Source organism: Klebsiella sp. K-3 (genome assembly GCF_051207495.1).
Classification (GTDB): domain Bacteria; phylum Pseudomonadota; class Gammaproteobacteria; order Enterobacterales; family Enterobacteriaceae; genus Klebsiella; species Klebsiella aerogenes.
This window is the reverse complement of sequence record NZ_JBPNXF010000013.1, coordinates 49,386-74,496: the sequence shown is the minus strand read 5'-3', so window position 1 is coordinate 74,496 and position 25,111 is coordinate 49,386. Positions and strand designations below refer to the sequence as shown.

Here is a 25,111-nt window from a genome sequence, read left to right as displayed (position 1 = left end):
CAGAGTCAATGTTTTAACCGTCTATTAAGGATGTTGCGGTAAGGGCACATCCCTTAATTCAGAGAAACGAATAGCGTCTTCTTTTTCATTCAGCACGAAATCAGAATTTTTCACCGCGTCTTTCATATGCTCATCAGAAACAGCATAGCCCATCATTTCTAACACCAGAAATTTGGTTAAATCAGATGAGAAGTAGTGGTTGTTGCTGCGCAATTTTTCAGCCTTCGCACACCAGGAGGTATCATTCATTAACAATGGAATTTTATACATCTCATTATCGCTGGATGGGAAACCATGCCCCTGACCAACAACTTCCCCATGGTCTGATACATAAACCAACTTGTAATCTTTAAGATAGGTATCAGCAAGGGTAAAAATACTCTTTAAGGTATCATCGACGCTATAAATAGACGCATCATAGTCATCAACCATTGGGTTGTCCTCTTCCCCCCTACGGTCAGAATAAGGCAAATGGTTACCCATCAAATGAATGACGTAAAAATTTCTCTCTTGCGATTGCTTAAAATAATGCTTGATTGCCGGTAATAACTTTTCATCCTGCCCCTCGTTAACTGGGAAACGGGTATTATTATCTTCCGGAGTTTGCAGTACTTCAGCATATTTTGCCAGATAACCGAAAGGCTTGTTCCACATGTTGTTTTGCATCTGAGAGTCAAACCAGTACGTGTGGTAGCCCTGCAATTGTGCCATCTCGATAAGATTCTTAAATTTAAACAAGTTGCCGCGCTGCAAGGGCGTTTCAAAAGAAACCAGCATCGGTACTGCAAGTCGTGTTTGCGCAGCCGGTGAGTGAACGTTATTAACGACACATATTTGTCCATCTCTATCCATCTGCGATAAGTTTGGCGTAGTATCTTTTCCATAGCCATAAATGCCATAGCGTCCAGGGTTCGATGATTCGCCGATGACATAAATAATGTTCTTGCTACCTTCCGTCTCTTTTTTAATATAAGCAGGATATTCTGTATGCTCTATCTTTTTGTATTTAACATCATCAACTATATTTTCAGCGATAATCGACACTGAGGAAACAAGAGGTCCAAAAAAAATCTTGTACTGATCGATGTATGGCTGAGAAATAAAAGTTGGTGAATATTCGAGATTGTTAATAAAGAATTTTGTACCCCAAAAACTAACACCATCGATCACGGGCTTTGAAAGAATAAGAATAAGACTAATAGTCAAAACAACGCGCTCTTTAACGGAGTAGCGTGCCTTCGGTATCTTAATCGATAACAGTGAGAGCGCAAAAAGTATGAAAAGGAAACCCACAAGGAATTTGAGACCAAACGTTTGCACTGTACCTAATGAAACGGATAGGCCTACCCCGAAGGTTGACATAACCATACTGGTAGATAGTCCACCATATTTTTGATAGATAAAATAAGTCAGAAATGTGATCAATGAAACAAAAACAACCAGACTATTTCTAATTATTTTATTACGAATACAAAAAATCAAACGCAAGAAAATAAAGACAGAGAAAAAAGTGGTAAAAAATATGTTTGTAGGTTCAAACCAACACAATACAAGGGACAGAAAAAACAGTATAAAATATAAAAAACGTCTGGTTTTTATATACTCTAAACATCTAAGAAAAGCGCTCATGCAAACTCCGAAATAAAGCAACTTATTATTGTGCATTGTAATGTTGCTATTTTAACACACTGAATCTCACTGACAAATATCACTCCATTGATCCTGGATAATGAAAGCGTTTAAAAATAATTTATTCGGCATGATGGGAGCTGCACTCCGGGCTTAATTTCACATACTTAAGCAAATTTAATGTTAAATCCACAATCGTGAAACCGATCACAACAACAAAAAAATAACTACCAGTTAACATCAGTGTGGTAATATAAACAAATACCGTCAGGTTCTCCTACTTGACGCGTTGATTATGGAACACAACAAAAATAAAGCCAAACAGGCTACGGGGTCTCACTTGCAACATTATAAACATCTCGACGGACTCCGCGGAGTCGCGTCGCTTGTCGTCGTGCTTTACCATATGGATGTATTTATGGGGGTGCTGGTATCGCCAAATGGATTATATTCGCAAAACTCAGTATGGTGGCAGATATATCGAAGAATATTGGATGGAAACTTCTCAGTTTGTCTATTTTTCGTGATGAGTGGCTATGTGTTGCTCATTGGCTTTTATAAGCGGCAAAACGACATTTCTTATCTTAAAGAAAGTTTTATAAAAAGATACTTTAGACTTACCCCACTGGTACTCGCTTCAGTCATTCTGGCTGTTGTTTTACAAAATACGATTGGCTTCCATAATGTCGACATGGCGGCCATCGTAGGTGGACACGAGTGGTTAAAATCTAACTATCAATCAGAACTCACACTAACTGGCGCTATATACAATGGTCTGTATTCTGCTTACATAGGTGATACATCCTATAATGGCCCCCTCTGGACGATTAAAATAGAGTTAATGGGATCACTCTTTTTGTATCTCTATGCCGCATTATTTTTTGTCAAAAAAAAAGGTGCCCACATCATTATATCAGCAATACTTATCTATCTGATTGAACCGACACTTGGCTGCTATTTGATACTATTTATCATTGGCGGTACTATTTTGGTATATAACATAAAGCTTGAACCTAAGTTTTTTCTTCCAGCCAGTATATTGACAATTATTCTTGCAACAGAAAATCCGTGGACAATTGAAATTAACTTCTTAAATGAACTCACTGGTTTTAGTAAAGAAGGTTTAGCCACATTCTGTCATTCAATCGCAGCAGTAGTTTTATTATTAATAGCAAATACATCATCAATACTTTCAAATTATCTGTCCAGACCTGTATTTACTTTTCTGGGTAAGATATCATTTTCCTTATATGTGTTTCATATCCCTATTATCATGAGTATTGGAACGGCATTATTTGTTTATTTACATGATGCAGGTATTACTAACCAATTTTCCAGTATAATAAGCACATTAGTCAGTTTATTATGTTGCGTGCTTATCTCATGGCTGGGCTATACATTTGTTGATAAACCTTCAACCAAAATCGCATCCTTAGTTGGCGACAAGTTGAATATGAGAGCCAGCGAATTGTAAAAAAAAACCGCGAAAGAAATCTTTCGCGGCTTTTAGTAAAACAGAAAAGTTAAAATGTTTTAGCTTTTAGTAGCTTTAAATAAAACATAAACCTTTCTCTTCCTTTATTTTTAGCTATTACCAGCATATCAAATTTTGACAGAATCTTTTTGGATACGAAAATTTGTGCCAGGACCTGTTTAAAATACTCATCCTTGAATTTGGCTTCAATCACACTCCACGCCCAGAAATGGACATCGAGTTCTAACTCAAATAATTTACGTTCTTCATCATAGTTGAACGTATCTGAGTTACGACTGTAGATCCAATCAAAAATAGGGAAATGAACATAAAGTCGGTCATCCCGCACAGAAATATCCTGACCTAAGCGCCCTTGACGATAATAGTAATAATCAAAAGGTATATTAGCAATAATCTTAGCGTTTAAAAAAGTCTCAAACTGGAAAGGTAAATCATCAAACCGGCGAATATGCTCAGGGAAAGAAATGCCTTTGTTTTTCAGCATGTCGGCAGAGTAAATACGACGCCACATCGTTGGGCGTTCGCGTAACAAATCCAGGCGAGTGAGATTGATGTCCAGTGGGAACTTGACTATTTCGCCAGTCTCGTAAGCTTCTTTATAGCCACACTGGGAAATATCAGCATTTTTCATCACCGCAGCACGGAACAAATCTTCATACATCTGAAGATCGCACCAATCATCACCGTCAACAAAACCAATATATTGACCTTTGGCCTGGCTAACGCCGGCATTTCGCGCTGTCGCGCAACCACCGTTTACTTTATGGATGACTTTCACTCTACCTGGGTATTTCGCCGCCCAGGCGTCAGCTTTCTCACCGGAATCATCCGGCGTACCATCATCGACGACTAAAATCTCAATATTCTCAATTGACTGATTCGCCAGTGACTCTATGCACTGGTCGATATAGGCGCTGATATTATATGCAGGTACGACGACTGAAACTTCATACTCATACTTCTGGCGGCTACCCGTAAGAGGTTGGTGTTGATCCTGGATACGCCAGTAAAAAGTATCCGCCGCACGCGCGCATTGGCGATAAACAATCAATGGATCAATATCATATTGGTTGAATTCACCACAAATATGGTCAAGTTTCCACTGCGCAGTGACATATTCCAAAGCTGCCCGACTAAAGGCCGGAAGAGAAATACGTACACTAACGTGCCGCTCTCCAATCAATTCATTAATTTCGGGGTTCGAGAAATTATCAAACAGGTAGACACGATCTTTCAGTTCAGGGTTTTTGTTTAATAGTTCCTGAATACGCTTAAATTTGCTTGCATTAGATTCAACAACAATAATCGCGCGCGGCTTGCTGTTATAAAATGCGACCAGAATTTCAAGACCAGTATAAGTCCCCACAAAAGCCAGAACATCACTTTCGCAAGAAAAGAAATCTACGCCAAAAAAACTGCGCTCGATAATATGCTTATGTTGTGCTAGCTCATCATGGCTAATTGCTGAAGGTAGTTTATTTAGATATGCATTCAATTGTGTTCTATTGATCATTTTGTTAACCCACTACCCGTTTTCCGAACTTGTTTTTTGCAAAACGCAAAGCTTTTTTGAAGATCAATTTATTGACATCAATGTTTGCAGTTGAAATAGCCTTCAACAATTTAAATTTTGTTGACAGCGTTTGCTTACCAGTACTGTACTCAGTGAGGAAATCCGTAGCACCATTGAAAAACGCCAACATGAGAATGAACTCTCTGTTACGTTCCGCAAAGCCTAAGGATGTTTTTAAACGCGAACGCACAACCGGATTCGATGCCGAAAATAGATCCACACCTTGCTGGAAGTAACGTCGTCTGTCGCTCAGAGTTGTATATCGTCCACACCAGAAAATCATTTTGAATATTAGCGACATCACACAATATTGCTGATAAGCATTGAGCCCCGTAACTTCAGGCTTTTGCAATAACTCTTTCGCTGTCTTAATGATATCAAATCGCTTTTCGCTTTTTTGATCTGTAATCTTCCCTTCGCGATTAACTCGGTAAAAATAGCCGACAGTATCTATCATGCCAATTTTTGTTGCGTTAACCAGACTTACAATATGCGGGGTAACATCTTCAAAATGAATACCCACTGGGAAGATAGTTATATACTTGTCAAAAAACTCTTTCTTAAGGATACGGTTGTTCGTATTTGGTTCAAGGCTGAGAATTTGCGGATATGCTGCAATATTAACAGTCTTCTTAAGTTCACCTCCTAAAATATAATCCCACGTCGCCGCATCATAGAATGGGTAGGAGTCTTTAGTTTGGTTGTCATACACGTATGAACGATATAATACCATATCAAGATCTTCGGACTCAGCAAACTTCAGCGAATCCAGAACGGCTTTTTCATTTAACCAATCATCGCTATCGCAGAAAGAAATATATTGGCCATTCGCATAGCGTAAGGCCGTGTTTCTGGCCTCTGATAGTCCTTTATTTTCCTGCGATATGAAAACTGCATTACCTTTATAGGTATCAAGCCACTGCTGAACAACTTCGACACTATTGTCAGTACTACCATCATTTACAATGATAATTTCTATTTGATCATTACCATTTTTATCAAATGAAGATAAAGTCTTCTCCACAAAACCAGAGGTATTATAGACTGGTACAATAATAGACAATTTTGGTATAACCTTCGATTGTCGAGTATCACAAACTATCATGTCGCTCATTACTGTCTCTTGTATGAATATATTTAACTTCAGGCTAGATTTTATAACCTAACCAAATCAAAATTTATATCTTTCGTATAAATACAACTCTGATTCTTACCCGTAAGAAGAAATAATTAACTGTAACAACATTATCATTAAGAATAAAGACCAAAGCAGTCAATATTTAAATAAAGTATTTCTTCCAAAAAGTCTCAGATGTAAAGTATGAAATCTTATTTCCATACTCTTCTGCAACAGCATTATAAGCAAAGTACCCTTTGCTAATGACCCATAGTGTTTTAATTATCAATCTAGCGCAGCGTAATTTATTTTGTTTCAGTACGATAAAACTACCGTCAGTAGTTTCATAGTAAACTTCAGTATTCAAAAAAACCTGTTTTGTCGGATGAATTTCTGTGTTCGGTATTCGTACACTATTTCCAGACGTGATAAAGTTAGGAACCAAATGACCATTGAGAAGAAACAGCCTGAGTATCTTAGCCCATTTAGGTTCAGGTCCATTACGGTCCGTTTTTTTCACGGCCTTGCCATCCGCTACTTCTCCAGCGCGTTCATCTTTCGACAACTCACTAATCCGTCTACGAGCTTTTTCAGCATCAGGATCGTCAATCCAAAAATCACCACCTTTCATCACATCTAAATAAGCTTCGATGATAGCCTCGGCCGAAGAATATCGGTAGGAAAAGCATAGTAAAAGCACTTTTGCTAATATCCAAAAAGCTATCTGTCTTCTTTTCTTTGGCGACGGGTATACAAACGCCGGAACCAGCAACCCTCTGACGCTTAAATATTCAACTAATGCACTATATTTTTGATTAAAATTCATCTGCCAAGATGCAATGCCATTGAGAGTCACGATCGGGTAGGCGTGCATTACCCCGAATAAAATGTCATCGCCACGGACAAAGAACGGAAAAGCATAGTGTTTTGCCGCTGATACTTTAAAAGCGCAGAACCACCATGCGGCATAATTGGCCTGTCCGTCCTCTTGATTAAACACATCAAGCCCGCCTGGTGTTGAAACATCAACACCGTTTTTTAAGGGCCGCATTCGTATCTGCTTGTAAGGATAAATAGCGCCGGCCTCATATACTGTCTGAGGTTTATCCTCATATAGCATACTGCCTGCAATCATCTGTTCATCGTTTTTTGAAAAACACATGAACCAATATGCTCTTTTGATACTTTCAATTTCACAGGATGCGTCATCATCCATAAAGATACAATAAGTTTCTTTATTGTTCTTTTTCACCTCAAATAAACCGCGGGTGAAACCACCGGCCCCCCCCATGTTTTTATTTTTTATATAGGTAACATTAGGTCCTGGCTCTAAATCTAAATTGCACCCATTATCTATAACATATACATGAAATTTTGACTGACCGACACTATCGGCAAATAAGTTCTCCTCAAATCTCGACAATGTCGATAATAATGCTGCCTGTCGATTATAAGTAGTGATGACAATCGCTAACTTACCAAAATCCTCTACTGCCCCATATGTAGTAAAAGAAAAACTCCTGATTTCACTATCATCAATTGACGACCAGTAAAAATAAAGTCTACCGTCAAGACATTCACTTAATTCTAGATTATCTATTGTGACTGCCCCTTCAACTTCGCGCTGAAAGACTTTCTTTAATACATCATGGTTTTTGAAGAAAATAGTGGCAATACCTCTACCAACAACATCAATTTTAAAACCAAGCTGATTAACCGTTGTGTATTTAGACCATTTTTGGAGATCAAATGAATTATAAAAAGTATCAAAACAAACTTCTTGATTTTTAAATACCCTAACGTACCCTGCATCATTAACACATGTAGATACATTATCAGATAAAAAATACAGAGCGCTAATTTCACGGTGGTGTATATCAGGGAATACTGATGACTGTAACGAAATACTATTATTCATAGACCTAACCGTATCTTTATTTTTCAGCGCTGGAACAGTTCTTCATATACTTGTAATGTTTTATCAATAACAATTTCTGATGTATAATGATTGACAATATTTTCCCTGGCATTGATACCCATTTTCTGTCTGTCATCATCTTCATTTATCAATGCTTTAATTCTCGCGGCCAGTTCTTTGACATTTTTGCGTTCAACTATATAACCATTATAGCCGTCTTTAATTAGTGAGTTACACCCACCATTATCATAGACAACACAAGCTCTACCCACGGCACCAGCCTCAAGCAGAATTCGTGGTACACCTTCGGGATATACAGAAGGAAGAGCAACAATATTTGCCCCAGCAATCAATTCTCTAATATCATCTCGAGTACCTAACCAGACAATATCTCCCGCTGCGTGCCATTTTTCTATTTGCCCCAAGGTAATTCCATCGTCGTCATTCTCAACGATAATACCTGCTACGTGGATGGTACAATCTATCCCTTCTAACTTTAGGATTCTTTTCGCCTTAATGAGGTCAAGTAATCCTTTACTGTGTAGCATGCGGCTGGCAAAAAGTATTGTTCCATGTGTCAATTTCGGCTCTTGCTGGTAAGAAAAATAACTGGTATTAACACCAGCGCCGTCAATGACCTTTGCCTTCTCCTCTTTGATTCCTAGCAGAGAAAGTATTTTTCTTTTATCTTCTCGGTGTTCAAATATGATTTTACAATCGACATTTGAGAACAAGTATCGATACAATCTAAGCACCAGCCAACGTAGTATTTTAAAAATGAGTTGCTCACTTTCAAATACCCGCCCTAAACCTACAAAACTATAAACAAGTTTAGTTTTATGATATTTTGCCCACAGGCAACTTATAATACCGGGTTTAATCGTAATACAATGAAGGATATCAGGATTAATCGTTTTCAATATCTTCGAGGCATTTAAAAAGCCTTTGATAAAAGCAAATGGATTGATGCTTTTCTCATTAATTTGACTATTGATACAGTGAAATCCTAATGCAGAAAGTCTATCTGAAATTGCATCATCTAAAAAATTAGCAATAACATAGACATCATATCCATTATCTAAAGCAGCAATTCCTCTTTCTAGCCAATGAAGCTCAAAATACCAGGCAGAGTTTACAAAATAGCATAACTTCTTCTTCATAGCGGATTATGCACCTCTACCTTTTGGCTTCCAGAAACCATCCTTGATTCCATTATAGACATTAATCATACATTCTTTCCGCTTGTCATGTTTCAATGCTGTGAATATATACTTCAATAATCTTAATGAAACATCAAACAAGGTGAAAGGCGAATCATCCTGGAATATTTTACGGGACAAGATAAGGTTTCTGCTTAAATAATATAATTTCCATGGCGCAATTAATTTATTCGTAGTATCAATATCATGGACAATACATAATTCAGGAAGGTATATAATAGGTGTATGCTGTAGAACCAGATGATGACCAAAGTAAACATCGTCATAATAGATAAAAAGCTCATCATATATAAACGATATAGATTTCTTTAGTGTTTCCTGACTAATCAACATCCCTACAAATGAAACACTCACCACGGTCTCTTGTTTATGGCCGTCAGGAATAAAACGTGCAGGATTAGTTCTGTAAGCTATATTACCCAAAATGCCATTAGGAATTTTCTTCCAGGGTATATTCATTTTACAGTAATTGCCTGAAGTATCCACCACCGTGCAGACATAAACATTTTCAATTGATAGGTCAAGGGTCTGAAACGCAACGCCAAAATTATGATTCGGATATGCATCGTCATCGTAAAACAGAACCCAATCAGTGTTCAAATTTTGCGTTATCCATTGCGCTCCGTATTTAAAACCGCCAGCCCCGCCATCATTCACCTCTCGATGTAAAACTTTAACTCGCTCATCGCAAACAGAATCAAGATAGGCTTGAGTATCATCGGTTGATGCATTGTTAACCACAACTATATACTGAAAAGGCAACGCCAGCGTTGCCTCAATTGTTGTTTTTAACTTTTCTAACCGATTATAAGTGACGATTAGAGCAGCTACATTCATCTGACTTTAACCGTAAATACAGGCATCACTGAATTCTGTTCTAATGACTTAAGATAAGTTCTCCCCGTTTCCAGAGCTTCAGCAATAGTTACGTCCATATCAAGATAGCGGTATGTCCCCAGACGACCAACAAAGGTAATATTTGCTTCTTTTTCAGCGCGATCGAGATAATTTTGCAGCATGGCCATCTCACCTACCTGTCGAATTGGGTAGTATGGAATATCCTCAGGCTCACATGCTCGACTAAATTCGCGGTAGCAGATTGATTTCTCGTGACTCTCCCATGGAGCAAAGTATTTATGCTCAGTAATACGGGTGTAAGGCACTTTTTGCTCACCATAATTCATTACCGCACATCCCTGATAATCACCTTCGGTTCGGAAAGCATCGAAATCCAGGGTACGATAGCCCAGGCGCCCCATATCGTATTTATAAAAACCATCCAGCGCGCCACTATAAAATACATGATCATATTCGCCACGAGTGGTCTCATCATACTGGGTGTTTAAAGCCACAGTAATATTTTTGTGATCTAATATCTTATCAACGATTACCGTATAGCCGTCTTTTGGCATTCCCTGATATTTATGATTAAAGTAGTTATCATCATAATTGAATCGTACAGGCAGACGCTTAAGAATTGAAGCCGGGAGCTCCGACGGAGACATTCCCCACTGTTTGATGGTGTAACCTTTAAAAAAGGCTTCATATAGTTCTTTGCCGACAAAACGCAGTGCCTGCTCTTCAAATGTTGCAGGTTCTTCTATCGTTTTATCACTCTTCTCATCAATTAATTTACGCGCTTCGGTTGGGGAGCACGTAGTATGGAAGAACTGATTAATTGTGTGTAAGTTGATTGGTAAGGAAAAGACTTGCCCATTGACCGTCGTCTTCACCCGGTTCACATACGGCATCATTTCCGTGTATTGGTTGATGTACTCCCAAACTTCAGCATTGTCAGTATGGAAAATATGAGGGCCATAAGTATGAACCATAACATTGGTTTCACTATCCCGCTCACTATAGCAGTTACCAGCAACATGCGGCCGGCTGTCAATAATCGTCACCTGATGACCAGCTTCAGCCAATAAGCGACCAATAACCGCGCCTGAAAATCCTGCGCCGACAATAAGTACATTCTTCTGCATTAGTTTTTCCATCAAGCCATTGAGGCTACATATTCATCAACAATTGAGCTTGCCTCACCGATCGCTTTCAACCGATGATTTTCAACCCACACAACTTTATCGCAAATCTGCATGACATCTTTCATGCTGTGGCTAACAAACAGGATTGTTACCCCACGTTTTCTGAACTCATTGATTGTTTCAATGCATTTGCGTTGGAATGCGATATCACCAACCGCAAGGACTTCGTCGATAATCAATACATCTGGATCAACCTGACTAATTACTGAAAAGCCCAGTTTCGCCAGCATTCCACTGGAGTATACGCGAATAGGCTCATCAATAAACTCGCCTAGCTCTGAGAACTCGATAATTTTATCAAGCCGCTTGTTTACTTCTGCTCTGCGTAACCCCAGTAAGGTGGCATTAAGTTTGATATTTTCGCGCCCGGTCAGTTCCGGATGAAAACCGCCTCCCAACTCCAGCATCGAAGCCACGCGTCCGACAACTTTAACCTCGCCCTTACTTGGCTTTAGCACACCAGCAACGAGACCAAGGGTAGTACTTTTGCCTGCGCCATTGCGTCCAATCAATGCAACTGATTCACCCTTATTAACGGTGAATGACACGTTTTCGATCGCCAGATATTTGCGACCTTTTAGCAAATTAAAGGCCCGACGCGGATGAAAAAACAGATCTTTAATGCCAGAGCCAATATGATGATATAGAGGATACTCTTTTGTTACATTGCAAAATTCAATAACAGCTGTCATCACAAAATCTCTGCAAATCGATATTTTAATTTATTAAAGACCCACACCCCTAGCAGCAATACAACCATGCCTGATGAGTATAGATAAGTGATATGCACATAATCCAGGTTGCCATTCATAAGCAGATCTCGCCAGGCCATAATCATGCTAGCCAGTGGATTATAATCAATGATCCAGGTAAATTGTTGCGGGATCATATCGGAATTATAGAGTATCGGGGTACAGTAGAACATCAACATGATACCTAAAGCGACAAATCGCTCCAGGTCACGGAAGAACAAATTTAGCGTTGAGAAAATTAGAGCAAATCCAAATGTAAAAATAATTTGACCGATCGCCAGTAGCGGAATGCCCCAGAACCAACTAAGCGATGGCGACATACCATAAATATAAAGAAATACTGCAATTACAGGAATTGTACACAAGAAATGTAACCCTTCCATCATTACATTGCTCAAAGGGATAACCGAGCGTGGAAATACTGTTTTCTTAATAATCTGCGCGTTGGAGATAAATGAATACAATGAATTGGTTGCTGAACTTGCAAACCATTGCCATGGGAACAATCCAGTGATTAGAAAAACGGTATAATTTGGAATTTGTACTCTCATTACCATTTTAAAAATAAAATAGTAAATCATCGCAAATAATAAAGGGTTTGCAATAGACCATAAATATCCAAAGATGCTACTTTTATAGCGAACTTTTAAATCTTTATTAGTTATCACAACAAGTAGATCAAATAAATATCCTAATTTAAACTTCATTATTTGCACTCATTTTTTTGAAATCGACCACGCAACCATACTCACCTTTATTACCTCGGAGAAAATAGTGCATAGCTATAATATCAACATAATTATTATATAGTCACCAAAAGCGGCCGTTGCCTTTTAACCCACTGTATGGATAAACCCTTCTCAGCAACCATACGCAGTTCCACATAATAGCGTACTATACACCATCATTTAGAGTATGTTACGGGGGGAACTATACGGCCACAAATGATTAGCTTTCTCATTTTGACCTGCTTCAGCCATCTACCTCACCAATCAGAGACACGCTACCGCCATTGGCTATCGCAACCAAAGCGCGCAGAACAAGTCTATAATTTTATAAATCTTCATAAACTTCAATGCATTGCAATCTAAATGCTACCGCAAGAGCCTATGATCTCGCTCTATCTCAAGCATCATTCTTGAGCTCAATCTGAGTGCGGTCACTCTCTCTGCTTTAGAGGCAACTTGCCATCAGGTTAGTCTCATTTCAGACAACGGACCTGGCAACGGAGATGCTTAACTTTAAGTGAGTTGCCCCATTCGGCAGCATCATTAATGTTAGTGGTATACTTGTCTATTATGGTAATAAAATCAGAAAGTTGCAATGTGAGCTTCTCAAGCGAATACCATATGAATGAAACAGCAGCATAGTATACTCCCGGCCTATAAGATTAAAAGCGAAAAAGCAGGATTGACTGGCAAAGAAGATTCATACACCAGGTAAGTACAATGCCATTTAAACGTTTGTTACAACTTAGAAAACTTGCTCACCAATGAGAATAATTTTCACTCTCATAATTGGACATGGCGTGCGCTTTACCGGGCGGTTTAGCTTTAAATGTTATTCTCCCCATCCTTTCCAAGCCAACCAGTAAACAAGATGATCGTTACCTCCCCCCTGTGTAAAATAGTCGCCTATAAGTAGTGGGACATCATGATCCTGGAGGATATAAATGAAATTTTTAGTCACTGGCGCTGCTGGCTTCATCGGCTTCCATGTATGTAAACGCCTGCTGGAAGCTGGTCATGAGGTTGTCGGGATCGACAACATGAATGACTACTACGATGTGAGCCTCAAACAAGCCCGCCTGGATCTTCTGAAAACGCCTTTGTTCAGTTTTCACAAAATTGATCTCGCCGATCGGGTTAACATGGAGCAGCTTTTTTCTAGAGAGAAATTTAATCGCGTAATCCACCTTGCCGCGCAAGCCGGCGTACGCTACTCACTGGAAAACCCGCACGCTTATGCTGACGCCAACCTGATGGGGTTCCTGAATATCCTTGAGGGGTGTCGCCATACTAAAATCGAGCATCTGGTCTACGCGTCATCCAGTTCCGTTTATGGTTTAAATCGTAAGATGCCGTTCTCAACCGATGATTCGGTAGATCACCCAGTATCGCTTTACGCGGCAACCAAAAAAGCTAATGAATTGATGGCGCATACTTATGCGCATCTCTATGGAATTCCAACAACCGGTCTGCGGTTTTTTACCGTCTATGGCCCATGGGGACGTCCGGATATGGCATTATTCAAGTTCACAAAAGCCATGCTCGAAGGTCAAAGCATCGACGTGTACAACTACGGAAAAATGAAAAGAGACTTCACCTATATTGACGATATAGTTGAAGCTGTTGTTCGTGTTCAGGATGTCATTCCGCAGCCAAATCCGGACTGGACGGTAGAAACCGGATCTCCGGCCACCAGTTCTGCCCCCTATCGGGTCTATAACATTGGCAATAGCTCGCCGGTTGAACTAATGGACTACATCACCGCGCTTGAAGAAGCTATGGGTATGGAAGCTAAGAAAAACATGATGCCGATGCAGCCAGGCGATGTTCTGGAAACAAGCGCTGAAACTCAACCGCTGTATGATCTGGTTGGTTTCAGGCCGCAAACTACGGTCAAGCAAGGCGTGAAAAACTTCGTGGAGTGGTATAAAGACTACTACGCAATTTGATAATTTCTTATCTTCTGTTTTTACCGCAATCCACCGATTGCGGTATATTAACAGCCCATAGTGTAATCAGAGTAGTAGTTTCCTCAACGTTATATACTTCTAATTCGACAGGGATATCTTTCGATGTAGAATACAGAGATAGTCTCGTAAATGCCACGGTAGCATTAGTATTTTATTTCAGCACATAATGATGCTGCGTTTTTCTCATCATAAAAATTAAGGCAGGTAATTTTGCAAACCACCTGCCGTTATTAGAATTTAATCGTTACCAAATAGGTCTCGCGTATACACTTTATCTTTCACATCCGCCAATTCTTCTGCCATGCGGTTAGAGATAATTACATCCGACTCCTGCTTAAAAACATCAAGGTCGCGAATAACACGCGAGTTAAAAAATTCATCTTCCTTCATCACTGGCTCGTAAATAATTACAGGTATACCTTTCGCTTTTATTCTTTTCATTATACCTTGAATAGAGGAAGCACGGAAATTATCAGAGCCGCTCTTCATAATTAACCGATACACACCAACAACCTTCGGATTTTTCGCCAGGATGGAGTCTGCAATAAAATCTTTCCGCGTGCGATTTGCATCAACAATTGCCGAAATAATATTATTGGGTACCGACTCATAATTCGCCAGCAACTGTTTGGTATCTTTCGGTAAGCAGTACCCACCATAGCCAAAAGAGGGATTGTTGTAATGATTACCAATTCGCGGATCCAGACATACACCCTCAATAATTTGTTTACTGTTTAGCCCCTGGCTTTCAGCGTAGCTGTCTAACTCATTAAAATAGGCAACACGTAGTGCTAAGTAAGTATTAGCAAAGAGCTTAATAGCTTCAGCTTCAGTTGAATCAGTAAAAAGGGTCGGAATGTCTTTCTTAATCGCACCTTCTTTCAATAGGTCTGCGAATCGCTCAGCACGAGCAGAACGCTCACCAATGACAATTCGCGATGGATATAAATTATCGTACAAAGCCCGTCCCTCGCGGAGAAACTCCGGCGAGAAAATGATATTTTCAATTCCAAGGCGCTCTTTTATGCCGCGAGTGAAACCAACTGGGACCGTTGATTTTATAACCATAACAGCTTTCGGATTGATAGCAGTCACATCACGGATGACAGCCTCAACAGAAGACGTATTGAAGTAATTTGTCTTGGGATCATAATCTGTCGGCGTAGCTATAATAACGTAATCAGCGTCATGATACGCATCGAGTTTGTCTGTTGTTGCACGAAAATTAAGCTTTTTTTCCGTTAAATATTGTTGGATCTCATTATCTGCTATAGGTGAAATTTTCTGGTTAAGCAAATCTACTTTGGCCTGAATGATATCCAAAGCGACCACTTCATGGTTCTGGGCAATCAGAACACCATTCGATAAACCAACATAGCCTGTACCGGAAATAGTAATTTTCATAGAGCAACACTTCTACAGTTAACGGGTGATGGCAAATCGCCACAGTAATGATGGATACTGCTGGCGTTTTACTCTTTGCGAATAGTGAAGTCAAGACGGGGACGGGTCTTAAAAGTCCCCTTCATGTGAGCATACAGATTGAAGCGTAGTATCGATACGGGTTTCGGAGATGCAAAAAACAAACTATTTTACACTCTTTCTGTTTCGAACTTCACAGTTTCACTCAAGAACGATGGAAGTACCCCGCAACTTGCATAATATCTTTTTCGCTCAGCGTACCTGAATCTCCAAGCAACGTAATCCAGGCCTTAATATAAGTGTATTTAGCTTCTGCTAAATCTCGCTGTGCAGCATAGAGTTGCTGCTCCGCATTAAGCACATCAACGTTCACCCTCTGCCCGGCGAGCACACTTTGCCGTGTAGCCTCTACCTGCGTCGTCGCAGATTTTACAGCCAATTCATAGGCCCTGAGCTTAGCCTGGCTACTAATACACTGATTAAACTGTTTACGAAGGTCGTTCATAATCGAACCGACCTGGGCGTCCAGTTCATACTTAGCCTGCCCATAACGCGCCGCAGCCTGCCTCGTCGAGGCTGCAACTCCCCCGCCAGAATAAATTGGCATTGATACCTGAACCCCAACACTGTCGGTTCGATATTTCTGATTTACCGTATTGTCGCTGCTTGAATCATTTTCCGAGTGTGATGCATATAGCTGAACTTGTGGCATAAAACCAGCCCGGTTACGTTCAACATCATAACGCGCGGCATCCACGCCATGTCGTGATGAAGCTAGTTGTGGATTTCGTTCCATGGCTAGCTTTTGCCAATCATCGAATGCTGTAAAACGTAGCGGTGAGACCTGGAATTTACCCTGCCGTAACGTCTGCAATGCATCTAACTGATCGAGAGGAATTCCGATGATGACTTCAAGCTCCCGCTGAGCTGAGTCTAAGACATCTCGAGCCTCGATGACCTGAGCTTCAGCAAGACTATACCGTGCCTGAGTCTCAGCAACGTCCGTCACAGTGCCCTCACCAGCGGACATCAGGCGATCATTCAACGCAAGTTGTTCTTTATAGGCTGCCTTTTGCGCCTCAGCTAGTGCAATTTGATCTTTGGCGTATGCAACACTGACGTAAGCCGAAATGACCCGGACTGCAAGATCGAGGTATTTACTGCGATATTTTTCGTCAGCCATCAAACTTTGTGCGACTCCGGTTTTATATTTCGCATAAGCCTCATAATCAAATAGAGGTTGCGTTAGGGTCACGGAACCCGCATAACTGCGGTACTGCTGTCGTTTAGTCACATCGCTAACATTGCCAAAAATATCACTCGTCTGATATTTTTGAGTCTGCCAATTACGTGGCGCATTCTGATAATTGAGAGAGACTTTTGGTAATAACCCTGCTCGTCCAATATTTTTTGCTTCATCCCCGGCTTCCTTTTCTTTAATCGCCGCCTGAAATGTCGGGTCTTTTTCCAGCGCTAGCGAATAGGCGTCCAGAATGCCCAATGCATACACCGGTGAGGATACCACCCACACTATCGAACTAAGGGTGAGATTAATCATCTTCCTTTTCATGAAAATCACGATTATTCCTCGGTCAATGAAGTACGCGCACGATCCAAAATTGGTTTAAACAGATAACTTAACAGCGAACGGGACCCCGTCCTTACGAACACCTCAACTGGCATCCCTGGTTTGATTTCCTCACCCTGGAGCATTTTGATTCCTTCCGGAGTGACCGTTACCTGCATCTGATAATAAGCTTCCCCATTTGCTTTATCGATTAAACGGTCGGCAGAAACAAGCGTCACCGTACCAGGTATTTTAGGCGTCCTGTTTTGGTTAAAAGCAGTAAACATAAGCTCAACGGGGAGCCCGGTATATACTTTATCGATTAGTTGTACTTTCAATTGAGCATCAACAACCAACGCAGCTTCACTGGGTACCACATCCATAAGGTGATCTCCAGCCCCCACCACGCCGCCTTGGGTAAATATATTCAGTCCAACAACGGTACCATCAACTGGCGAAATAATTTCGGTATTCCCTAGCTCAAAATTAGCCATATCCAGTTTGTTTTTATAATCATTTACATCCATTTGCGTTTGCGCTAACTGTGTTCTCACTTCACGCTGATAGTCCGCATACCGCTGGTCGATACGCTGCTGCGACTCCAACAGTTGCTTTTGTAGCTGTCCGATCCTGCCTATCGTCTCATCGATACTGCTACTGATCTCTGCAAACTGACGTTGAGCCTCCAGATAACGGTTGCGCGGCAAATACCCTTCCGCAGAAAGCTGTTTCATACTTGTCATCTGCTCACGGATGCTGTTTAGTTGAATCTGTTTGTTCGCCCGGGAATCCTGTAATCCCTTGAGCTGGAAACGGATACCGTCAATTGACTGCCTAAAACCATCGACTTCACTACGTAATGCCTGTCGGCGAGAAATAAAAAGCTGTTGCTGCAAGGCAATTATTTCCGCTGCACGAGGCTTATCTTTGATAGCATTGAAAACGTCAGAGAATTTAATTGCATCCAGATTATCTCTTTCAGCTAACAAACGCCCCTCTGTTGCCAGTGTTGTGTAATATTGGATCTTCAGGGAGTCCACCTGCGCCTGTGCCTGCACCTGGCTCATTTGAACCAGTACCTGCCCGGCCTTGACCTTATCCCCTTCTTTAACCGCGATATTGCTGATAATACCACTGGTTGGAGATTGAATAGTTTTACGGTTTCCTGAAACAGTTACCGACCCTTGAGAGGCAACGCCTTTATCCAGAGGAGCGAAAGCTGCCCATAACAGGAAACCGCATAAACCAATCGCGATCACCAACCAACCAAAGCGCGTATATTTCCGCTCATCAGTAGAATCTGATGGCACATCGCCACTAAAAGACTGATTCATTTGAGAAGACATATTCCCCCCTTTAACAACAGATAGTTGCAGCTTTTATCTGGCAAGCCGTTATTTAGTTTATTTGTGTTTTAGGGGTAACCCCGTTGCCGTCATGCGATTCACTATTAACTGCATGCATTGCCTGTTGCTGTGCTGCCTGAGTCCTCTGAGCATTATTCAAAGCCTGAAGTACCTGTTGTGTGGTACCAAACGCGTTAACCTTACCATTGACCAATAGTAACAACTTACTGGTCATTGAAAGCAAATTAGTTCGATGCGTAATCAGTACCACCGTTTTTTGCCGCTCCCGAAGAAAGGCAATAGCCTTATTAAGGGCCAATTCGCCAGCGTCATCCAGATTAGAATTCGGTTCATCAAGAACAATCAACGAGGGATCGCCATACAAGGCCCTTGCAAGCCCAATACGTTGCTTTTGACCTCCAGAAAGTCCGCTCCCGCCGTTGCCAATCACTGAGTCATAGCCATGTGGGAAACGTAAAATCAGTTCGTGTACCCCTGCCAGTTTCGCGGCAGCAATCACTTTCTCAGCATCGACGTCATTAAATCTCGCTATGTTCTCCGCTATGGTTCCAGCGAACAATTCAATGTCTTGAGGTAAATAGCCAATATGCGGCCCCAGTTCATCTTTATTCCACTGATAAATATCAGCGCCATCCAACCGAACAATTCCTTCACTTACCGGCCAAATCCCAACTAATAATCGTGCCAGGGTCGATTTTCCGGATGCACTAGGGCCAATAATGCCAAGCACATCACCCGCCTGTAAATTAAATGACACAGTGTGCAATACCGGTTCACCCTGTGCGCCCGGCGGTTTCGCCGATACATTTTCTACGCTCAGTACCCCTTCAGGTTTCGGCAGAGACATCCCGGTGCCACGGGGTGGGTTACTATCCAGTAATTTAACCAACCGGCGATAAGATAGTTTTGCCGAGCTCCAGCTTTTCCAGACGTTAATCACTTGTTCTATCGGAGCAAGCGTCCTCCCCATCAAAATAGAACCGGCGATCATCATTCCAGGAGTAATATGACCATCGATAGCCAGCCAGCCCCCCAGCCCGAGCACCAAAGATTGCAAGGAAAGACGCACAAATTTCGTAATAGAATTGATACGGGAAGCTCGTTCACTCGCGACTCGCTGACTGTTCAGAAATCGTTGATGTAAACTAAACCATCGTCCCTTGATATTTGGCAACATTCCTAATGCTTCTATAACTTCCGCATTGCGCAAGTTAGTACTGGCAAGACTTCCTGATTGCAACGCAAGCTTACTCGCTTCAGCCAATGGTTCTTTTGATACTATTTCATTCACCACGGCCAGCGCTATCAATATTAATGAGCCAATTAATGCAAACAACCCTAACCAGGGATTAAACAGAAAAATGACCAACAAATAGATCGGGAACCAGGGCGCATCAAAAAAAGCAAAAAGCGCGCTGCCGGTCAAAAACTGACGCATATTAGTAAGATCGTTAAGCATTTGCCCGGCATCAGCAGATTTATTTTTGAGATTATCTTCGTATGCTGCGGTATAAACACGTGTATTTAAACGCATATCTAGCTGCGCGCCAATCCGTATGACCACCATGCTACGGACATACTCCAGCAATGCCATCATACCAAACATGGCCAGCATGATAAGGGTTAGCATCAGCAGAGTGATTTCATTACCAGAGGGTAGCACCCGGTCATAAACCTGGAGCATATAAATCGAAGGTACTAACATTAAGATATTAATGAATGCGGTAAAAACACCGACTGTCCAGAATATTTTACTGCGAGTGCGTATTACGTCCGCAATTTCATTGCGCGGTAAATAGTGCTCCACTGCTTTTTCCCTTATTTTTGTGTACCTTCAGCCACACCTCTACCGACAGTAGAGCAATCAGATCCCAACAACTCAGGCTGGAGATATTTATAATATATAGATAGGAAAACACTAAAATATCAAGCTACCAAAAAAAATATTTTTTCATAATCCATGCAAAAATTAATGTTAATAAAAATACGACAAAGATCACAATAAAAAGGGGGAAGAGCATCCTCCCCCCTTTTTTTATAAAACAGCCATCACATCACGCTACTCAAGCGTAGTGCAAAGTATCAACCAACTGCTGATGGGTTTGCCCGTTGAGATACACTACTGTATCGTTCGCATCCAGAGTATGGTTGTTGTTGTTATCAACAATCAGGTAGTTACTAGCCTCGTGGGAGTTATCAGTCCAGACAACCGACGCGACACCCACCTTAGCAGTGAGATCACCGTTACCACCGATACCAAGGATTTGCCCTAACAGACCGACAACGCCGCCAACCACACCACCAACCAATGTACCTAACAACGCGTCAACAACATCAGTCGTACGTACACCATAATCAGCTACCTGGGTATGCGTGGCATCATTGTTAATAGTCAGACCTGAAGCAGTGTCAAAAATGCTATCTTTACCGCTATTAAAATCTGAAATGGTCACACCAGAGTTGACGGTGCTTGCTTTCAATTGGTAAAGGTTCGCACCGTCACCACCTGAAACAATGGTGTTACCGAGAACCTTAAAGGTATCCGCAACGCTAGTTCCTTGAACCGATAAGTTATGCCCACCACCTAACCCCAACAGATTAATAATCGTTGTTGTCACACCAGCAGCAGGAAGAATAGTCAGAAGTTGATAAAGGATTCCTTTACCAGTTCCCCCCACATTAGCATCCAGATTCAATCCTGCGGAATTTGCCGAAGCATTGATAGTCTCCAGGTTGCCGTAACCTGTGCCTACCGTCAGATTAAGCAAATGATCGCCGGTGACATTGATAGTTTGTAGTTGGCTACCGGTTCCCGCCAAGCTGATAGCGTTAGCGAAACTACCGGTACCACCCGAGCCGACATTCAGGGTTGTCAACGCAGTGGCGCCACTGCTGTTTAGGGCCAGCGAGCCTGCGTTGATATCGCTATTACTGGTTGCGGTGAAGTTAACATTGAAATGATCGGTGATACCTGGACGGAACGTAATATCGACACTACTTGCCGCAGTCGCGTTACCTGTGACTTCAAGTTGCGCGGAATTGCCACCTGCCGCATTGATCACATGGACATTACTTGCCAGGCCCGATAACACAAATCCCTGCGAGCCGACTGTTGAAGTTCCGGCCTGGGTGATATTTGTCCCAAGAGTACCAGTCAAACTCGATTCGGTGGATGCATTACCCGTTAATACGCCAAAGTCAAATGTATGGGCCTGAGCGGTAGAACTTGCACTAACAGTTGCCTGCCCTACATAGCCAGCAAGGTCCAGCTTTTCGAAATTACTGAACTGCGAAGAGTTGGAAGTGATAACTGCAGTTCGGGTAACAATATTCCCACCCATAACGACATTTTTCGTAATAAAGTTAGCCGAAATGGTATCAATCCCAGCTCCACCATCAGCGGTGACAGACGTGCTCACTGTATTTGCCCCGCCAGTAGAGTTACCGGCCCACTTCAGCGTATCGTTACCCGTTCCGAGGTTAAACTTAGCCGTGGCGGTGGTCATATTAACAAGGTTACTCACAATAACATCATCAGCGCCGGAACTGGCATTGAGGATCACGCTACCGTTGTTAACAACGATGTCTACCCCAGGGTTCACCCCATTATCGGACAGGTTAACAGTGGCTGCGCTTGAACCATTAATTTCTAGATTTGCCAAATGATCGGCGAATTTGAGGTTAACGGTGCTCGCCACGTTAGCATTGAGTTGCGCGTTAGTCAGAACCGCAGTTTCAGCATTAGTGAGCTGATGGCTAGCATTGGTATTGACTGTACCAGTGGCGTTGCCGCCTGTAGCGCTGGCGCTGAGGACAGCGCTAGTTTTATAAAGTAACCCGGTACCAATCTGATATTCAAAGGCATGCTGATTGGTTACAGTTGCCGCATCTGTAGCCGTAGAACCGCGTAAATCGTTGATAATTGCCTGGGTAATGGTTGCCTTATTGGTGCCGAGAGCGCTGTATTGCGCTAAAACCGCTGCACTAGGGGCGACGCCGTAAATTCCCTGGTAAACATGCGTGATAAAGGCATCGCCAGTTAAATTAGAACCTTTGCTTTGAAACTCAGAAGAAGCAATTAATTTTGTCAGTAATGAACTATATGTATTACCACCGGTGGCAAGATAATTAGTCCAGTCACCAAGCCCGCCCATGTCAACTGAACGTCCCACTAACGAAATGTACGCAGCTTCGACTTGCTCCTTACTACTTAGAGCAACGCTCCATGTATTCCAGTTCGCTGAGCCATAATCTTTGTACATGGCTTTATTCAGCGCATTATCAAAGCTATTTTGTGCCGTTAGCGTCGCAGAATCGAATCCTGTATAATTCAGAACACCATTAATTACATTATTAAGAGCCGCGTTTAAATTTGAGCCTGTTAAAAAAGTTTGGGCGACACTATCTGCTGGGGTGCTTCCCCAAATGGACGCATAGACAAGTTTAACTATCTCAAGATCGGTTTTGCCAGAATACAAAGTCTGACCCGCTGTGGATGCTAACAGGTTAGAAATATATTGTTCTTGGCTAATCGCCCCCGTACGAAACTGGCCTGCTACGGCATCATAGGTGGAAGCCGTCGTATAGGTGTTTTTCCCAAGAATTGCAAATTGTATAGCTGCAACTGCTTTTTGTGTGAGTAGCACTTGAGTAACCATTTAAGAATCCTCAAAATTTCGTATCAGGAGCAATCCAGGCCCAGAGTTATTGGGAGTTCATTGGAAGCGTTTGCATCAGCATAGATGCACCTTCCCCTTAATAAGAAAAGTCTAAAAAAATCACACCGTCAACACGCTAGAATAAAAAAATAAATTACGAATAGTTTCCATAAGTTATGTAGGTATGAATTAAAATCTCACTGCCCCACTCCCCACTAAATTCAGTAGGTAAAAAGACAAAAAGATAAATGTGTATTAGCAACGGCAGATACCATTACATAAAACAAGGACATTATAGATATTGATAGAATAACGGAAATTTTAAGGGTACCGTCAAAAGCAGGTGTGGTAAAAGTAAAAAACGGGGCAGAATTAGCAAATGCTGGCAGTTTGAGGTCAAAGCAAGTGGAGTTAACAATAAATGTTAATTAGCTAAAACAATTAACATTATCATGAGTAAAATAAATTTGTTGGCAGTTAATTAAGTTTAATGCGAACCATAGTGTATAATTAATAAATTTTAGCAATAAGTATATTCAGCTTTTCAGCAGAACGTTCCCATGAATACCTCTCTACATTAGACTTACCCTTATCAATCAACAGGTTGCGTTCGTCAGCGTTATTATTTAATTTAATGATCGCTTTGATAAGCTCATATTTTGAGTCTGGGTCAAAGTACAACACACTATCCCCCAAAGTCTCTTTAAGAGACGCTCTATTTGAGGAAATAACCGGACAAGAGCATGACTGGGCTTCAAGTGGAGGTATACCGAACCCTTCATAATATGATGGAAAAATAAAAGCCTTTGCGCCTCTATATAAAGCAATTAATTCTTCATCAGGTACACGCCCCAAAAAATCTATTCTTGGGTCATCAGTTTTGATATTTACACAATTAAATACCGTGTTCCTGTCACCTATTATCTTCAAATTTATATTTAAATCTGCAGATAGTAAAGTTTCAATAAGACCATGAATATTTTTATGATGATTAACCGAAGATACGGTCAAAAAGTAATCACCTTCACATATTTCATTGACCCTAACCATACTATCATCTGGTTTAAAAAAAACATTACTTACAGCATTCGGGATAATGTGAATTTTACTCGCATCACAATTATAATAATTTAATAGCTCACTTTTCGAAAAATCACTGACAGTCACTATTAATTTTGAATTCTTTAGTAAAACAGGAGTGAACAATGAGTATAACAGCCTGAAACCGAATGAAAAACTTTCAGGATAACGTATATAAGTAATATCATGTTGCGTTACAATCTGCCTTTTGAAAAACAAAGGGCCACTATTGCATAAATTGACTAGCACGCAATCTTTTTGTTTTTTTAGAAAAAGCGGTAATGTAAATTGTTCCCAAAAATGACCTCTCCCCCCCTTGATTTCTTTAATACTAAAACTTGAAATGTTATAGCTTTTATCAATGGCTGACATATCAGGCACCAATACCACAACATCATGTCTCAATTTTGATAACCTAAGACTCATTTCATAAGCAAATCGCTGCACACCGGTAAGTTTTTGAGTAAGAAAACGACCATTAACATAAATCATTAGCGACCTACTTGAGGTTTATTATTATAAGAAACTTATTATGACAGGATTATAAATTTAAAAAAACCATTTTCGAAG

The 25,111-nt window shown here is 41.1% G+C and carries 17 protein-coding genes; 2 read left to right on the top strand and 15 right to left on the bottom strand.

Going from position 1 to position 25,111, the window contains the following annotated elements:
- Positions 1-24: 24 nt before the first annotated feature.
- A complete protein-coding gene (locus ACSEMK_RS20630; protein ID WP_435336638.1) occupies positions 25-1,629 on the bottom strand; it encodes a sulfatase-like hydrolase/transferase in 1,605 nt (534 codons plus the stop codon).
- 295 nt (positions 1,630-1,924) lie between these two features.
- On the opposite strand from ACSEMK_RS20630, the gene ACSEMK_RS20625 reads away from it, so the two are divergent.
- Entirely contained in the window at positions 1,925-3,103 is a 1,179-nt protein-coding gene (locus ACSEMK_RS20625; protein ID WP_430914571.1) for an acyltransferase family protein, read from the top strand.
- 49 nt (positions 3,104-3,152) lie between these two features.
- Here ACSEMK_RS20625 and ACSEMK_RS20620 read toward each other — a convergent pair whose 3' ends face one another.
- From ACSEMK_RS20620 to ACSEMK_RS20585, 8 genes are all read right to left on the bottom strand, one after another.
- The gene (locus ACSEMK_RS20620; protein ID WP_271031461.1) at positions 3,153-4,637 is read right to left on the bottom strand and encodes a glycosyltransferase; all 1,485 of its coding nucleotides are present in this window, start codon (positions 4,635-4,637) and stop codon (positions 3,153-3,155) included.
- 4 nt (positions 4,638-4,641) lie between these two features.
- Entirely contained in the window at positions 4,642-5,811 is a 1,170-nt protein-coding gene (locus ACSEMK_RS20615; RefSeq protein WP_430914572.1) for a glycosyltransferase family 2 protein, read from the bottom strand.
- Between the two features lie 166 nt (positions 5,812-5,977).
- Complete coding sequence (locus tag ACSEMK_RS20610; RefSeq protein WP_430914573.1) at positions 5,978-7,732, bottom strand: glycosyltransferase family 2 protein; 1,755 nt, start codon at positions 7,730-7,732, stop codon at positions 5,978-5,980.
- Positions 7,733-7,755: 23 nt separating this feature from the next.
- Positions 7,756-8,892 (bottom strand): glycosyltransferase family 4 protein, encoded by a 1,137-nt coding sequence (locus ACSEMK_RS20605; protein WP_113373503.1) that lies wholly within the window; start codon positions 8,890-8,892, stop codon positions 7,756-7,758.
- Between the two features lie 6 nt (positions 8,893-8,898).
- Positions 8,899-9,789: a glycosyltransferase gene (locus tag ACSEMK_RS20600; protein WP_316424199.1), complete on the bottom strand. Its 891-nt coding sequence runs from the start codon at positions 9,787-9,789 to the stop codon at positions 8,899-8,901.
- Positions 9,786-10,937, bottom strand: coding sequence for a UDP-galactopyranose mutase (glf, locus tag ACSEMK_RS20595; protein ID WP_113373501.1), 1,152 nt, complete (start codon positions 10,935-10,937; stop codon positions 9,786-9,788). The genes ACSEMK_RS20600 and glf overlap by 4 nt, the downstream gene beginning before the upstream one ends.
- Before the next feature lie 11 nt (positions 10,938-10,948).
- Positions 10,949-11,689, bottom strand: a complete 741-nt coding sequence (locus tag ACSEMK_RS20590) for an ABC transporter ATP-binding protein (protein WP_045391802.1) — start codon at positions 11,687-11,689, stop codon at positions 10,949-10,951.
- Positions 11,689-12,456, bottom strand: coding sequence for an ABC transporter permease (locus tag ACSEMK_RS20585; protein ID WP_087860464.1), 768 nt, complete (start codon positions 12,454-12,456; stop codon positions 11,689-11,691). The genes ACSEMK_RS20590 and ACSEMK_RS20585 overlap by 1 nt, the downstream gene beginning before the upstream one ends.
- A gap of 965 nt (positions 12,457-13,421) precedes the next feature.
- On the opposite strand from ACSEMK_RS20585, the gene ACSEMK_RS20580 reads away from it, so the two are divergent.
- On the top strand, positions 13,422-14,426 hold the full coding sequence (locus ACSEMK_RS20580) for an NAD-dependent epimerase (protein WP_087860463.1): 1,005 nt from the start codon (positions 13,422-13,424) through the stop codon (positions 14,424-14,426).
- A 258-nt stretch (positions 14,427-14,684) separates the two neighbouring features.
- Here the strand turns inward: ACSEMK_RS20580 and ugd are convergent, their stop codons facing one another.
- From ugd to ACSEMK_RS20550, 6 genes are all read right to left on the bottom strand, one after another.
- Positions 14,685-15,851 carry a UDP-glucose 6-dehydrogenase gene (gene ugd, locus ACSEMK_RS20575; RefSeq protein ID WP_113373500.1) on the bottom strand — a complete coding sequence of 389 codons (1,167 nt, stop codon included), beginning with the start codon at positions 15,849-15,851 and terminating at the stop codon, positions 14,685-14,687.
- A 223-nt stretch (positions 15,852-16,074) separates the two neighbouring features.
- Positions 16,075-17,427 (bottom strand): TolC family outer membrane protein, encoded by a 1,353-nt coding sequence (locus ACSEMK_RS20570; RefSeq protein WP_228302325.1) that lies wholly within the window; start codon positions 17,425-17,427, stop codon positions 16,075-16,077.
- Positions 17,428-17,450: 23 nt separating this feature from the next.
- On the bottom strand, positions 17,451-18,782 hold the full coding sequence (locus tag ACSEMK_RS20565) for an HlyD family type I secretion periplasmic adaptor subunit (protein WP_087860461.1): 1,332 nt from the start codon (positions 18,780-18,782) through the stop codon (positions 17,451-17,453).
- A 52-nt stretch (positions 18,783-18,834) separates the two neighbouring features.
- Positions 18,835-20,610 carry a type I secretion system permease/ATPase gene (locus ACSEMK_RS20560; RefSeq protein ID WP_087860460.1) on the bottom strand — a complete coding sequence of 592 codons (1,776 nt, stop codon included), beginning with the start codon at positions 20,608-20,610 and terminating at the stop codon, positions 18,835-18,837.
- A 256-nt stretch (positions 20,611-20,866) separates the two neighbouring features.
- The gene (locus tag ACSEMK_RS20555) at positions 20,867-23,461 is read right to left on the bottom strand and encodes a beta strand repeat-containing protein (RefSeq protein ID WP_430914574.1); all 2,595 of its coding nucleotides are present in this window, start codon (positions 23,459-23,461) and stop codon (positions 20,867-20,869) included.
- A gap of 510 nt (positions 23,462-23,971) precedes the next feature.
- On the bottom strand, positions 23,972-25,033 hold the full coding sequence (locus tag ACSEMK_RS20550) for a glycosyltransferase family 4 protein (protein WP_430914575.1): 1,062 nt from the start codon (positions 25,031-25,033) through the stop codon (positions 23,972-23,974).
- Between the last annotated feature and the right edge of the window lie 78 nt (positions 25,034-25,111).